At 32.9% G+C, this 15399-nt stretch carries 13 protein-coding genes; all 13 read right to left on the bottom strand.

Annotated elements, in window-relative coordinates; all coding sequences use genetic code 11:
* Window position 1: 1 nt before the first annotated feature.
* The gene (rfbC, locus tag E2R68_RS05060; RefSeq protein WP_134276409.1) at window positions 2–550 is read right to left on the bottom strand and encodes a dTDP-4-dehydrorhamnose 3,5-epimerase; all 549 of its coding nucleotides are present in this window, start codon (window positions 548–550) and stop codon (window positions 2–4) included.
* Complete coding sequence (rfbA, locus tag E2R68_RS05065; protein ID WP_134276410.1) at window positions 550–1446, bottom strand: glucose-1-phosphate thymidylyltransferase RfbA; 897 nt, start codon at window positions 1444–1446, stop codon at window positions 550–552. The genes rfbC and rfbA overlap by 1 nt, the downstream gene beginning before the upstream one ends.
* A 2-nt stretch (window positions 1447–1448) precedes the next feature.
* Entirely contained in the window at window positions 1449–2528 is a 1080-nt protein-coding gene (gene rfbB, locus E2R68_RS05070; RefSeq protein WP_134276411.1) for a dTDP-glucose 4,6-dehydratase, read from the bottom strand.
* 85 nt (window positions 2529–2613) lie between these two features.
* On the bottom strand, window positions 2614–3693 hold the full coding sequence (locus E2R68_RS05075; protein WP_134276412.1) for a glycosyltransferase family protein: 1080 nt from the start codon (window positions 3691–3693) through the stop codon (window positions 2614–2616).
* 452 nt (window positions 3694–4145) lie between these two features.
* Window positions 4146–5102, bottom strand: coding sequence for a glycosyltransferase family 2 protein (locus E2R68_RS05080; RefSeq protein WP_134276413.1), 957 nt, complete (start codon window positions 5100–5102; stop codon window positions 4146–4148).
* 186 nt (window positions 5103–5288) lie between these two features.
* Complete coding sequence (locus E2R68_RS14250) at window positions 5289–6404, bottom strand: EpsG family protein (protein WP_134276414.1); 1116 nt, start codon at window positions 6402–6404, stop codon at window positions 5289–5291.
* A gap of 1 nt (window position 6405) precedes the next feature.
* The gene (locus E2R68_RS05090) at window positions 6406–7269 is read right to left on the bottom strand and encodes a glycosyltransferase (protein ID WP_134276415.1); all 864 of its coding nucleotides are present in this window, start codon (window positions 7267–7269) and stop codon (window positions 6406–6408) included.
* Window positions 7270–7685: 416 nt separating this feature from the next.
* Window positions 7686–9113 carry a lipopolysaccharide biosynthesis protein gene (locus tag E2R68_RS05095; protein WP_134276416.1) on the bottom strand — a complete coding sequence of 476 codons (1428 nt, stop codon included), beginning with the start codon at window positions 9111–9113 and terminating at the stop codon, window positions 7686–7688.
* A 157-nt stretch (window positions 9114–9270) separates the two neighbouring features.
* Window positions 9271–10143: a hypothetical protein gene (locus E2R68_RS05100; protein ID WP_134276417.1), complete on the bottom strand. Its 873-nt coding sequence runs from the start codon at window positions 10141–10143 to the stop codon at window positions 9271–9273.
* A gap of 159 nt (window positions 10144–10302) precedes the next feature.
* A complete protein-coding gene (locus E2R68_RS05105) occupies window positions 10303–11019 on the bottom strand; it encodes a glycosyltransferase family 2 protein (protein WP_134276418.1) in 717 nt (238 codons plus the stop codon).
* A complete protein-coding gene (locus E2R68_RS05110) occupies window positions 11016–12602 on the bottom strand; it encodes a protein kinase family protein (protein ID WP_134276419.1) in 1587 nt (528 codons plus the stop codon). Before E2R68_RS05110 ends, E2R68_RS05105 begins: the two co-directional genes overlap by 4 nt.
* Window positions 12593–12973, bottom strand: coding sequence for an HAD hydrolase family protein (locus E2R68_RS05115; protein WP_134276420.1), 381 nt, complete (start codon window positions 12971–12973; stop codon window positions 12593–12595). The genes E2R68_RS05110 and E2R68_RS05115 overlap by 10 nt, the downstream gene beginning before the upstream one ends.
* A 235-nt stretch (window positions 12974–13208) precedes the next feature.
* Window positions 13209–15395 (bottom strand): polysaccharide biosynthesis tyrosine autokinase, encoded by a 2187-nt coding sequence (locus tag E2R68_RS05120; protein WP_134276421.1) that lies wholly within the window; start codon window positions 15393–15395, stop codon window positions 13209–13211.
* Window positions 15396–15399 lie beyond the last annotated feature (4 nt).

Here is a 15399-nt window from a genome sequence, read left to right on the forward strand (position 1 = left end):
ATCAATCAAATTTTGGGGCATTTTGAAAAGAAAAAGCGTCTGTATCTTTCGCTGATAATTGAGGTAATTTACCATCAACTAACGGCCAATCAATAGCTAACTCAACATCATCCCAGCTAACCGACACTTCAGACTCTGGATGATAATAATCAGTGCACTTATAAACAAATTCAGCAAATTCAGTCATTACGTAAAAACCGTGCGCGAAACCTTCTGGCACCCATAATTGACGCTTGTTTACCGCAGAAAGTACAACGCCGACAGCCTTACCAAATGTGGGGGATGATTGGCGCATATCAACAGCGACATCGTAAACAGCACCTGATATAACACGTACTAATTTACCCTGGGTCTGTTTTTGCTGATAATGTAATCCGCGCAAAATACCTTGCATTGATTTGCTATGATTATCTTGTACGAACGGCTTTGCACCGGTCTGTTTCATGAATTCATCAGCACGAAAAGTCTCCATGAAAAAGCCACGTTCGTCACCAAACACATTCACTTCAACAATTTTTACATCTTCTATTTCTGTATCAATGAACTTCATTAAATTATTCCATTTGCAATATTAAATAAGTACTGACCATAACCTGTTTTCTTAAGCTTTTCTGCCTGTACAAGTAACTCTTCTTGGCTCAACCAGCCTTGTAAATAAGCAATCTCTTCTAAACAAGCAACTTTAAAACCTTGACGGTGTTCTACAGTTTGTACGAATTGACTTGCTTCTAATAATGAGTCGTGTGTTCCAGTGTCTAGCCACGCAAATCCACGGCCTAATATCTCAACATTGAGCTCACCGCGTTCTAAGTAAGCAATATTTACATCTGTTATTTCAAGTTCACCACGAGGCGATGGTTTAATAGACTTTGCAATTTCGACAACATTATTGTCATAAAAATACAACCCAGTTACCGCATAATTCGACTTTGGATGCTCTGGCTTCTCTTCAATACTTAATGCTTTTCCATTTTCATCAAATTCAACAACACCAAAACGCTCTGGGTCGGTGACGTGATAACCAAAAACAGAAGCGCCCTTTTCTACTTTAGCAGCGGCAAGTAGTTTATCAGAGAAATGCTGACCATAGAAAATATTATCACCTAATACCAGTGCAACATTATCATCTCCAATGAATTTTTCACCAATAATAAAAGCTTGGGCTAAACCATCTGGACTTGGTTGCTCTTTGTAAAAAATTTCAATACCAAACTGACTACCATTACCCAACATACGTTCAAAATTAGGTAAATCTTCTGGTGTAGATATAATCAGCACCTCTTTAATACCCGCTAACATCAACACTGAAATCGGGTAAAATATCATTGGTTTATCATATATCGGTAACAACTGTTTAGAGGTGCCCAATGTAATAGGGTGTAAGCGACTGCCAGAGCCACCAGCTAAAATAATACCTTTATATTTTGAAGGTGAAGTTGTAGTCATTATTACTTATCTCCAATACGTTCAAGTTGGTATTCACCGTTTAAAACACGCTTCCACCAGTTTTCATTATTTAAATACCATTCAACCGTTTTGCGAATACCTGTCTCAAAACTCTCTTCCGGTACCCAGCCTAACGTTTTCTCTATTTTTGAAGCATCAATGGCATAACGCACATCGTGCCCGGGGCGATCTTTAACAAAAGTGATCAGTTCGTTATACTTTGACAACGAAGATGAAGCAAAAGCTGGATTTTCTGAAATAGGCTTTAATTCGTCAAGAATACTGCAAAGTGTTTCTACGACTTCGATGTTTGTCTTTTCATTGTGTCCACCTATATTATAGGTTTGACCTACCTCCCCTTCTGTCACAACTTTATACAAAGCGCAAGCATGATCTTCTACATATAACCAGTCACGTATTTGACTACCATCACCATAAATGGGCAGTGATTTAGCATCTAAGGCATTTAAAATAACATGTGGAATTAATTTTTCAGGGAAGTGATAAGGTCCGTAATTGTTCGAGCAATTCGTGACAATAACAGGCAAACCATAAGTACGATACCAAGCACGTACAATGTGATCACTAGAAGCCTTTGATGCCGAATAAGGGGAGCTTGGCTCATAAGGGGTTTCTTCGGTAAATAAATCCTCTGTGCCTTCTAAATCTCCATAAACTTCATCTGTAGAAATATGATGGAAACGAAAAGCTATTTTTTGAGATTCAGGTAAGGTAGACCAATAGCTACGCGCTGCTTCTAGTAATGTAAACGTACCGATAATATTCGTTTGCATAAAATCAGCGGGACCATCGATAGAGCGATCAACGTGAGATTCCGCTGCTAAATGCATGACTGCTGTTGGTTGATATTTATCAAATATATCAGATATTTTTTGTGCATCACAAATATCCGCTTGCACGAAATGATAACGCTCATTATCTGAATGAGTAGCAATAGATTCGACGTTACCTGCGTAGGTAAGCTTATCAACATTTACAACAGACGCAGTTGTTCTTTCGATAATATGGCGTATGACTGCACTACCGATAAACCCGGCACCACCTGTAATAAGTATCATAATGAAACCCTATAAGATTATTATTAAAATTTAAAAAGATGGATATAACCAAAGAAACACACACGTTTTTTGATAACCCCTGAAGTTGTTAAAATAAAGAAATTATTTTCTTTTCATATTCCTCCACTAAAGCATCGATATCAAAAGACTTCGCCAAAGAATTTCCTTGTTTTGCAGTTAAACTAGCTTTCTCTCTATCTAGAATTAATCTTTCTAAAATTGCTTCCCATTCTTCAAAATCATTCGAAAAATAGAATGCATTAGGATTTTCGTTGTGTAACAACTTATAATCAATACTTCCTGAACACAAAACAGCTAAACCTGATGCCATATACGATAAGATTTTATTAGATGATTTAGCAATCCCCACTGGTAATGGAGCTATACCAATATCTGCTTTAAACAAATGCTCGCCAAATGTATCTTGCTCCCACTCAATAAAGTCAAAATCAAACCGAATAGATTGAACAATTGAATTAAATGTGGGTTCAACAAAAATTTGCCTACTGGTAACTATCTTTATTGATACATTGTATTTAGCTTGAATATTTTTTAAACTATCGTTTATTAAAAGCAAATACTTGATATTTGAAGCGGTTCCAACCCATACTATTGATATAGTATCGCTATTGTTTGGAATTAAATTTGGGAGGTATAATTTATAATCTATTGAATCTGGTATTGTGCAAATATTAAGGTTTATTTTATTTAATTTTTTTTCTAAAGCATATGAACTAGTTATTAATAAATCTGCTTTCTCAGCTAATTTTTTAAATGTAACCTTAGATATTGTCTTATAAAGAAATATTGCCATTACAGGCCATATACCTCTTTCGTTAAAAATATAAAAAGCCCTTTTATATTTCCCGAAGCGATTTCCAGGGATCTTTTTTAATGCCTCTTTATTAGAAGTTAGATGGTCATCTTGCACATCTAGTATTAGTTTTTTAGGCTTAAATGAATTAATATCACAATAGCATTTAAAGTCAAAACCAAGAGAAATCATTAAGTCAATATCTCGTTGCTCATTAAAAAACTCAACATTCCATCCTCTCTCTCTTAATTTTAATAAAACATCCAAGCCTCGTAATCTATCAACAGGATCTTTAAATGCATTGTTTTTTAATCTAAAAACAATTAACTTTTTCTTTACTTCAGAATAACTCATAATATTTAACCATATATAAATCGATTGAATCTGTACAAAAATTAATATTATACTCAAGCTCAATCGGGTACCAGACTTTGTTACTTTTCATAGTAAACTGTCATCAAATCACCTAGTGATGTATGGAGTAGAAGGCGAAATCAGGAACGTCTCACAAAGCATATATATCGAAATATCACTTATATGAGAGAAATCTCTGCCGTCGTTTTCCCTCGATGACTATTACAGCATTTTGCTTGCTTATGTTTTCTTTTAATTTCACTTTCAAACGACTTTTAATTTTTTAATAAATTAAAAGTCGTATGCTGAACTGTTACAAGGCTTTCAGTTGAATAACTGTGGCAAATTCAACATGCGTCTTCATTCATTGAAGCATCTAACTGACAATTTTCGTTAATATGGAAATTACTTAGCACTTACTTAAAATTAGGCTAATTTGTATTACAGTCAAATTAACAAAATATTCGTTTAAAAATGGAAAATAAAGCAATTATTTTAACTTTAAATGATTTACCTTTTTCAAATCTAGTAAACAGAAAGCATCTAATGATAAATGCTATCACAGGAAATTTTTTATTTATTATATTTTCATAGTATATTTTTAATAAATTCAATTCTTTTAACATAGAAATAGATAAGCTTTTTTCTTGATTATTTATTAGTGTTTTAATCAATTCATATTGATATTTTTCATTGTGTATAATGCGTTCTTTATTTAAACGAAGCTTTTTGTATTTTACGATCAGTGATTTACTCTTTATGGCAGCTCCAATCTGATTACCATCATGCTGTCGATATTTAACAAGGGGTTCGTCATAATACACAATACCCTGGTCTAAAAGAGCTAGCAAAGCTAACCATTTGTCATGTACAGCTAACTTTTCAGGAAACGGTAATGCTTTATCTAATAACGAATGATGGAACATTGTTGTACAACCAGTCACTGGGTTATTTAAAATCACATCAACGACATCTAAGTTCAAGATATTTTTTTTGGCAGTTAATGTGTATGAATTGAAAATACAATTACCACTCATATTTATAAGTGATGCATCACTATGTATTAATGAAAAAGCACCGATCCCTCTGACTAACTTATCTATTTTATCTAATTCCCAAATATCATCTTGATCAGCTAAAGCAATGAATTCTCCGCTGCAATGAGAAATAGCATTCTCAAAATTATTGACAAAACCTCTTCTGTCATTATTTACAATTAAAGAAACTCTTGTGTCTGAGTTGACAAATTTTGAAATTAAATCTTGAGTGCCGTCGCATGAATGATCATCACTAATAATCAATTCAATATTATGGTATGTTTGATTTAAAATAGATTGTATTTGTTCTTTAAGATATCTATGACCATTATAACTGGCAAGAGCTATAGATACCTTTACATGCTTAGTCATAAAAGCCCCTTTTAAGTTTTATATTATTGATAACTTACATCCACATAATAAGTACATAATTAGAATTAGCAGGAAGAGTGCTCAGTTTCATATATGGTGTGTCTATAACTGATCAGCTCTTATTAAGATAAAGTACGCATTCTAATATTTTGCATACTTACCAATGAAAATTCATTGAATTTAGTTTCACAAAACCCAATCGAATGGTAAATAGTTAATTCTGAACCAGAAATATAAAAAAGCAATTGGGACTATAACAAATGAAATTATTCGACTATACCTTTCTAAATTGATACAAATTTCCCCCCAAAATAAGGGGAGTATTACCAAAGCCATATATGAATATCTATATGACATGCTTTGATAACCGGCAAACAAAAAAAATAGTGACATCAACGCAAAAAATCTTGCTATAAGATTAATACGTTGTTTTTTATCACAGAAAAAAGTGTAAAGTGAAAAAGGTATGATGATTGTCAAGCACTCAATGACTAAAGGGATAATCGTAGCCTCATGAAATGAGCCCTGTGTTGAAACATTGTAGCCATATCGATTTATTAACCTCATGATATCTGCAAACGAACTTGCTCCGACTAAGCTAGCCATCGACGCTAAACTATCAGTGACAGATAATATAAGTTGAGAAAAGGGATCAATTCTGAGTAATGTAGTTACTGACATAATCAGAAGTATAATTAATAGACAATAATTAAATTTATTTCCTAGCTTACGATTAAATAGCATTAATACCAATAAAATTCCTGTTGGAATAATGTACGAGTAATGTAAAAAAATGCTGGATACAATTAAAACGAAACCTATCTTTTTTTTATCAAAGACAAATGCTAGACCTAGTAACCAAAAGGAAGAAGACCAGAATTGTCTAATAATATTTGATGACAAATCGTAATATGAAAAAGAAAAGGTAATGAGAAAAAATATAATTAGTGTTTTTTTAATTGGATAGATCTTATATACAGCTAAAAATATCATAGTCTGGGGAATGAAATACAACAACAGGATAATTAATTGGTCTGATCCTGAGAGAAAATTTATTCCTTTGCTAAAAAATATAAATAAAGGTTCTATCCTTGATTCATAATCAAGGTTAGCAAATAGAGATAGATAATTAATTGTATCCGTACCGGACTCTGCAGTCCTCAAACCATAAAATATCAGTAAGAAACAATACAGGGAAAATGCAATAGGTATTTCAATAGCGTTATTTTTTTCATTTTTTAAAAAAATAGAAATTAGATATACTACGACAATAAAAAAAGTTAAGAGGGCAAAATATATCATTTCATACTCTTCTGAAACATTTTTTTACTAATCTTTTCAAAAACATTTTCGCCATTATTTTTTTTTCAAATAGATTGTTAGCAATTAAAATATCATTAATATTGATATCGTAGTACTTCATTTGGAGTAAGCACTTTTCTATATATACATTGCTACAATTATCATACAGAACTTGATTTTGCTGAATTATTTTTTCGTAGGCGGTTCTGTGGTTCGAATTATTCGAAACTCGATTTAACTCATGATCATGGTGCATAATATAGCTACACCAATTAAATCGTTTAAATTTCCCGTAACTATTGGCTAACCTGATCCAACACTCCCAATCTTGGTATTTTTTTAATTGTTCATTAAAACCACCAATGCTTTTTAATCTTTCCAATTTTGTAAATATTTGATTTGAAGCTTCATTTCTAAAAATCAGATCATCTAGAGAATAGATACTATTATTTTTCTTTAAAAAATTTCTTTTTCTATATCCTGAACTTTCATTGAAGAAATTATCTGATACAAATGAATATCTGTCATTCCAATTCGTCACAAACTTGTCCACTCTATCTAGACAGAACTCATCATCATCATCCAAGCCAGTTATAAAAAGACCACTCGCGACATTGATTGCTTTATTTCTCGCATTATTAGCTCCAAGAGGTATGTCATTTTTTACATATACAATGCTTAAGGCTGAGCTTTTAATATATGCCAGAATGACATCCTCAGTTTCATCACTTGAACCATCATTGCTTATGATCAATTCAATATTTTCATAAGACTGATTTAATACAGAATCAACAGCTCTTGGTAATAAATTACAACGGTTGTGTGTTGTTATATATACACTAACTAAAGGTTTACTATAATTCATTTTAATCACTTTACTGTTTTAAGAGGTAATTGATTGACAATAAAATTCAAAGTTTCAATCTCCCTCTCCTTGTTTGTAAAAACACCGAACGTGACTGATACGATTTCAATGTTTAACAGCTTGAAAATCATGAAATTATTTTCGTTGCTATCAATTTATTCTTGTTTTTCTGCCACTTTAAATGCCGTTTGCATTTAAGAAATTGACTATATTCCTCAGATGTTCTTTTCTCTATTGTAATCTATTGATTATAAATGTTGTTAGCTAATAATTTAGTTTTTTAATGCCTTATCAACACATAAAATTAAAAATGAAGTAAAAATAGCTAATGGATTATTGCAGTCTGACAATAATTTATAATATAGCATTAAATTTCCAGTGCAATTTTACTCCAAAAAAACTTTTCAGGGAGAAATTTACTTTAGAATTTTTTTAATTGGGACGAAAAATAATGCTATTGATATTAGGCCAAATGAAAAGTTAACCAACAAATCTACAAATGCAGAGTAATGATAGTTTGATAAAAAAGCAACATTCACTATGTAATATAAAGCAATTGGGAGTGCCATGAGAGCTAAAACTTTTAAAAGACACAAGTAGAAATCTGTAGCGCGACTTCTAAAGCAGTATTGGAATAATATATGGTAAGAACAGAAAAAATTAATACTAAACGCGATAACTAAATAAAAAGCCACATACTCCATTTTTCCAAGTATTATGCCGGTGATAATTGCAGTTACGTTTACAATAGCAGCAAGAGCACCCGCTATAAATAATAAACGAGGCTGATTCATTACCTGAAAGAATGACCCACTTGTTGATAATACTGCCTGTATAGGAATCATCAAAGTAAATATTTTTATTAATGGCTCGATAGCCAACCACTGCTCTCCCAATAAAAATAAAATAAGATTATAACTGTTTACAAACATAAAAAAACTGATGGGCAATGATAAAGCAAGTAATCGAGACGTTAATAAATTGTGCTCTCTTATTACTTTATTTTTATCATTACGTACTTTAGTTAATATTGGCTGAATAGCAGGCGCCATTGCAAATGTTGTGACCATTAATGGATAACGCATTAGTTGGTATGACTTTTGATAAAGTCCGACAGATGCCATTCCAAAGTATTTAGCAATAAGGATGTTATCCAAGTTCCTTGAAAAATAATTAATGAAATTAAAAGCAAATTGGTACAAGGAAAAACTAAGTATCGATTTAATATGGTATAGCTCACAGCCCAAATAGGGCCTACCTAGTTCGGTCTTCAAAGACAAAAACCAGGTTAACAAAAATTTTATAGTGCTCTGTGTGGCAGGCCTTGTCGCTAAAGCTAATAACCCAAATCCCATAGAGTAAAGAACATAAACGACAGTTAATGACAAACACTCGACGAAAATATCAATAGCAGCAAGATGTATAAATTTTGTATCTTTGTTCATGGAGGTCATCGGCACAATATTTAAAGTACTAAAAAATATCGCCAGGCATACAAAAAAAGCAATATTTTGATATTCATATCCACTATAAAAGCTGTTTAATAAGTAAGAAAAAAAGAAAAATATAATAGCAAGTATAGAGCCGATTATGGCAGTTACAGTAAAGATACCATCTCGCTTATTACTGCTACATTCCTCTTCGTTTATAATTGCAGGTCCTATACCAAAATCAGCAATCATCTGGAAGAAAATTACAAACACTTGAATGGAAGCCATTATCCCAAACTCTTCAGGGGTAAATAATCGGGCATAAATAGCTAATGAAGCGAACTGAACTATGTACGTTGACAAGCGACCTGAGACGCTCTTCAAGATTGCAGAATACAATGGTGATTTAATCATTTAAACAAAAACCTACTTTAAAATTATAGTACTGAACTCACAAATATAAATCCACAACAATACCCCATCATTGATATAATTTCAGTATTATGGTCAATGTAATACACAAAGAAATTTTCAGATAATGTTATTGATTTTTGGAGCTATATGTAAGTCATTAAACTGCGATCTTTTTAGAGCGAAATCTTTTAACAATTCTTATCAACCTCAAACGTAATGAGAAATAGTCTTTATTTCCAGCCTTTAAGTTTTGATTGAATATTCTTACTGATTCTAGCGTTGATTGATTATGCTGAAAAGCAAAAATGGCATCAACACCTTCGGATTTTTGTAGTTTGTTAAACGTATCCGGATCACTTTCTTTAATTGGATTATATACGATCTGATAATTTTCATATCTCAACCATTTGTTAACTAACTGTTTTTTATTAACCTTATGCTTTAAGAAAAACTCAGGGTTTCTAGCGTAGTAAGAAAAGTTTTTCTCAAACGCTTTAAAATTTTTGTACCCCCATATTTTTTTAAATGTTTTATTTTTAGCCAGCATGATATGATCGGAAACCCAAGTATCATTTATTATATAATTTTTTGCCACATAGACTTTGTTACTATTGAAGTCAATTCCATCAAAAAAATCATCTCCAAATAGAGCAACGTCCGTTCTTAATCGTAAAATATGCGTGTATGTATCGTAATTGACATCAGTTGATAAGACATTGATTAGCTTGTTAATTGCACAGAACATTCCAAACATTGAACTCACGTGAGAATGAGTGTCCGTCCAAGCACCATATTTTTTGACAATTTCCTCCATATCAATTGCTTCTTCAATAATTAGCGCTTTAATTTTTGTCGGGTTATCTATTAAATCCATAACTTTCGACGCACCATCTCTGGCTTTTGAGGTTTTATCTTCTGCCCATATATGTACAAAAAAGTCGAAATCATACTTAGTGTTTAAAGATTCAATTTTATTTATGACCTTATCGGCATAACGGATAGGCCCAGACAAAAAAACAGCGATTTTCATTTTAATCCTTCATTATAATTTAGTTTATAAAGGTAATACATGAACAAACATTGGAATATAGAAAGATTTAACTTCCTATAAAAACTTGATCTTACTTATTACAAATTTACGCGAGATAAGTTTTTAGCTAAATAAATTTTCTACGCAATAATACATCGCTCATAAGTATTCACTGTATTCATCTGGTGTACCACAAAAAATAACGTCAGCCTTAGGTATCTCTTGATAATGAATATGTTTATCATTTTTTATTAGATAGTTATAAAGAGGCGCAACATAAAGTTCGCCTTTCTCCCATTGTTGCCTTGGAAGGGATAGGTAATAATCGTAAGCAGAAAAATAGTCTTGAATATTTGCAAAATGGTACAAGCCTGTGCAGCACAAGTCAGAAATAGGGTTTTTCTCAGTTGTTAAGTTTATTTGGGTAGATTCTTCTGCTATTGGCCTAACAAATGACCAATTATCTCCTTCTCCTCTAAACACCTCTAAATAGCCATCGCCTAAATCCTCCAATGGAGGAAACGAAAAACCAGGTCGAAAAGTATCAATATTAAAAATAGTTACCGCATCATCGCTGTTGCGATAATTGGCTAAACCAAGAGTAACAGTTTCTGCCTGCCCCCTTGTTTCTTTATCCAACACAACAATATCATAATTTTTAATATCCAGGTCAATGACTCGGTTTCTCACAAAATCTGGCGCATTAAATACATCCCTAACAATAAATACAAACTTGACAGAGTCAAAATAATTATTGAAGCTTTTTACTGAATGGTCAAATAAAGTTTCACCATGAGCTTCAAGCATGTACTTAGGTTGGCCATAACCAGCCTTAAAAAAACGGGAGCTCAATCCAGCCATTGGGATTACTATCATTGTTCTAACCTCTTTATTATTCCGTATAGTCGGAAAGCATTTGCAAACAATGCTTGCTGGCGTAATAAATCATCTGAATGAAGTGGAAGCATTGATAAAAACAATTGAATTTGCATTGCGTATAAGTTTAGTGCGGTCAATCCAAATTTTGACTCGATTATTTCGATAAACGATTGCTGTGTGTCTTTATGCTGTTTGATACCGTCGAGGGAAAAAGTTATTTTATTATTTTCAATTTTAACATCGTAGTAACCCGCAATTATCCAGTCATAAAGCCCTAAAACAGAATGACTTAATTTAGCTAAATCGTAACGAGTGTCACCATATATAGTTAACTGTTCATCTGTAGTCAAACCTCTTGGGTCAATAGTTTTCACTCTATTAGCCCTAAAATCATAAAGTATATTACTAAAACAAAAGTCACCATGTAATAAACTGACTGGAATATTCGTGACAGGCAGATGTTTTTTACTACTAGCCATTAATTCAATAAGTGTAGTTGGTTCATTTTCATTAAATATCCAGTATTGGTCAAATCTTATACCTTGTGATTGACAATATTCAGATAATCTTTGCTCTGTTTTCACCCTAAATAATTCATCTAAAGAATTATACTCAACATTTTGTGGTGCATTATAATCTCTACATTGGACAATGAAATCAGTGCAGTTATTTAAAATTTTTGTCCATATCATCGTCGGCAACAGGGCAAAAACAAATAATTCATTTAAAGCTGTGCAGTGTAGATATTCCAATCGATAAGAGAATCTCTTTTCATTATTCGTTACTCCTAAGAATTGTGGTGTGTAAATTCGCATCTTCGGAGGTAATTCAGTAAACCAATTAGCTTCAGCTCTGATTTTTTGGTTTTTATAACTGGATTTTTCGATCCAATCTTTAGTTATGATTAATTCATTAAAAGATCTTTGTGTAGTGAAAGCCACTTTCGAATGGTAATAAGTATTTACATGGCCAAAGTCAAGCCAATCATTAACTTTAACAGGTGTTAAACCGATAGCATTATGGTAACTATTTAACCCACCTATGAACTCCCAATGATTCTGAGTTATTGCTTTTATTAGTTGTCTTGGCTGGCTAAATTTAAAGTATCCATTAACCACATCATTAGAACACAAATTTATTTTTTGTTCTCTATTGCTCAACCAATTCAGATCACTATTTGTTATTACTGCCCAATTATAACTATTATTCACTTCAGAAATACCAATGATATCATCACCATTAGGTAGTGTTTGAATTAAAGTGTCGCCAAATAACACGTGTAATGGGGAGTCAAGACTCTGATCGGAAATATTGAGTGCAGCAACTAGTGATGCCCCTAATATCAAATCGTCAGCGGTTGGAATAATTGTTACTGAATGAGCATTGAGCCATTTCTTATCCCGAGTTGATATCTGATATGACTCTGGTACTGATATAAAGACATTAACGCCTTCTGGTGCTGATTTAACTTGGTGTTGGAATAATCTACGGTTTCCTAAAGGAAGAAAACTTGGTGGTATTTTACCAAATTCAGATTCTAGTTCTTGCCCTATATATGCGCCGGACATGATTAAAAACATCCTTTTTCCTTTTCTAACAGTAAATTTATTTCATCTAGTGATAACGCAGAGAATTCTGATGGCCTTATTGAACGATCATCGATATAAAAACCTTCATGACCACACCACGGTTTACCTACAATAATTTCATCATAGGGCACTTCATGTCTATCTAACCATTCAGTGATAATGGGTAATGTATGTATATTAATTTTACCTACATTACCTTCGTAAGTTCTCATGTTTCGAGCTGTTGCTATCGTAATCATAAATCCACGAGCTTTATAATCAATAAGTGTTCTGATTACATCTTCTCTCGGCAATACATTTTTATAATCAGATGTATTTGCTTTAGTTATTGTTCCATCTAAATCGACGACTAATTTCTTCATGAAGTAATATCTCCAAATAATAACAAAGTATTTTACTCTCTAAATTCGTAAGAAGTGTTAATTTTTAGAAGAGCTAAACCTGAATATTTAATATATTATGACCTCAGCCTTATAAATACCACTGAGACACATTCCATCCATTTTGAGACAGTTTAAAAATCGCAAACCGTTACAAACACTGGGCTTTACTACTTTTTCCAAAAAGGCCCGAATAGGTCCCGAAAAAAAGCGACTTCTATTCGGCTTTGTCACTCTTATAACTGTAGTTGTAATAGCCATAACCATAACTACTGCTTGCTTTCTTCTCAACGGCATTGAGGATAAAGCCTTTAATTTCTATTCCGGCCATGTCAAAACGATGTAATGCCACTTCAACTTCTTTAACCGTCGTTTGGTCAAATCGACCAACCATTAGACTTGTACCGGCTAATGCGCCAACAATACTTGGGTCAGTTACCGCTAATACTGGAGGTGTATCGATAAGTATTAAATCATATTCTTTCGATGCCCAATCAATAAACTCAGCAAAACGACCATGCATTAATAACTCTGAAGGATTGGGAGGTGTTTTACCTCGAGTCACCACATCTAAGTTTTCAATTTTAGAGTCTTTTGTTACTTCAGCAAAAGCTAACTGCCCTGACAATATATCAGATAGGCCCTTTTCTGCTTCTAATCCAAAACGTTTGTTTAAATGCCCTTTACGCATATCGGCATCAATTAATAATACTTTTTGCCCTGTTTTAGCAATCACGGCAGCAAAGTTAATCGAAACAAATGATTTACCTATGCCGGGCGCGGGACCTGAGATCATCACAACATTGTTTTTAGCTTCCATCATTGCAAAGTGTAAACTAGTACGTAAGCCTCTTAATGCTTCTACTGACAGATCAGCAGGATTTGCCTCCGCTAAAATATTCGCAATAGAGTTAGGGTGTTTCTTACGTTTAAATTTTGCATCTAATTTCTCTTGCCAATCAGATTTAGGAATACTTGCGTAAACAGGTAACCCTAGTGCTTCAATCTCTGTTGGGTTTTCAACACCTCGGTGGAATGCCGCTTTTAATAATACAAATGCAACCGATAACATGCCCCCTAACAATGTTGCTAACACAACTATTAATGGCTTTTTAGGTTTAACTGCATTGGTGTAACTTTGTGCTTTATCTAAAATGCGTACGTTACCAACTGTGCCAGCTTTTAAAATACTTAGCTCTTGTACTTTGTTGAGTAATTGAATATAAATTTGTTGATTCACTTCCACATCACGTGTCATACGTAATACGGCACGCTGTGTTTTTGGTAGTTTAGTGATTTGTGCATTTAAGCGTTTTTTCTCACCTAATAACACTTTACGCTTATCTAATAATGATTTGTAAGCTGGGTGATCTTTAGTAAAACGTTGGCTTATTTCACTTTCTTTAAAGGTTAATTCATTTAATTGAGATTCTAATTCAACCATTGTTTCTAACGTTGACTTAGCTTCTAAGCCTAAATCAACAGATTCATTTTTTTGACGATAAGCATTTAACGTATCTTCTGCTGTGGTTAATTCACTTTTAATACTTGGTAAGTGTTTATTTAAAAAAGCGAGGCTTTGCTCTGCTTCTGCTGAGTCACGTTTTACGTTTTGTAGAAAGTAATATTGGCTAATATCATTTAGTATTTTTTCAATTTGAGCTTTATTTTCACCACTAAAAGATAACGATAAAATACCTGTTTGTTTACCTCGTTCACTTACAGAGAGGTTTTCTTGTAACCACTGAATAGCATCCAGTTTTGAACGTTTACTGATGTTAAATTTGCTACCATTAGGTGCATCTAAATGCTGTACAAATAAACTATAACCATTTTTATCCAACGCTTCACCAACAAGGCCAGATACTATTTTATTATCATCTTCATCAATAATTGAAAATGAGCCAAGTTGATTATCATCGACTTGTAAAATAAAGCTTTGATCCACATTAGACTCTGGTGCTTGAAAACGAGTAATGACAATAGAAGCGGATTCGTTTTGTAAACGAGCAAGCCCTTTCCCTATGACAGGCCAGTAAATTGGGGTTGCTTGAATCGTTAAATTTAGTTGGTCAACTGTTTGACCCAAAATCATACGTGACTTTATAATTTCAACTTCTGTTGTAGCGGAAGATTCAGCTGAAAACATGTCGCCCATATCACCCACTAAAGCAGACATACCTGTATTTTTTGTTTCAACTTGTAATAGAGCATCCGCTTTATAGATAGGGGTTGCTAATAAAGCATAAGCAATACCGATAACTGCAAAAATAGTCGTGACGCAAACAATTAACCATTTACTGTCTAGCAGCAAACCTAGTAATTTTCCTAGATCAATTACATCAGCATTTTTTTGTTGTTCTTGATGTGGTCTGTTTGAATTTTGATTTGTTGCATTAATCATAATA

Source organism: Psychromonas algarum (assembly GCF_004376845.1).
Taxonomy (GTDB): Bacteria; Pseudomonadota; Gammaproteobacteria; order Enterobacterales; family Psychromonadaceae; genus Psychromonas.